At 36.0% G+C, this 484-nt stretch carries 1 protein-coding gene; it reads right to left on the bottom strand.

Annotated features, from left to right (window positions below; genetic code table 11):
- On the bottom strand, positions 1-399 hold a 399-nt coding region (locus CYP51_RS01540), incomplete at its 3' end, for a retention module-containing protein (RefSeq protein ID WP_180997727.1).
- Between the last annotated feature and the right edge of the window lie 85 nt (positions 400-484).

The following is a 484-nucleotide window of genomic DNA, read 5'->3' as shown; positions in this document are numbered from 1 at the left end:
TATGTTACTAATGTGGCCTCCTTCTGCAAAGCTAGTAGAAGATAAGCTTACACCATCTCCACCATTACCACCTGCTTGTGGACCACCTGCAGCAGTTTCTTCTAGAGCATTAAGATCTGCTCCTTTTAAGATGGCTTGTTGTAAAGCTGAGATATCAGCTACTGTTTCGTTATTGTTAGAGTCTTGGTCTAGAGTTAGAGTATCTTTACCTATTAAAGTTATATCTTTACCATCAGTTTGAGTTATTGTTACTTTAGAGTTAGAACCCTCTGTAACTATCTTTTCACCTTGGTATACAATATCTCCTACACTTAATTGTCTTACCTCTCCTGTTAAGTCATTAAGTGCTCTTGCTATTCCTCCGTTTACGCTTTTAACTACTCCGGCTTCTTTAGCCATCATATTCTCCTTATTGTTTATAGTATTTAAAATTCTGAATGAATTATATAAATTTTAAAAGGGTTTGTCTATTGTACTGGGGTAC

The organism is Campylobacter concisus, from assembly GCF_002912895.1.
Lineage (GTDB): Bacteria > Campylobacterota > Campylobacteria > Campylobacterales > Campylobacteraceae > Campylobacter_A > Campylobacter_A concisus_G.
The sequence above is the reverse complement of the archived record's forward strand: the minus strand, read 5'-3'. Positions and strand labels throughout refer to the sequence as shown.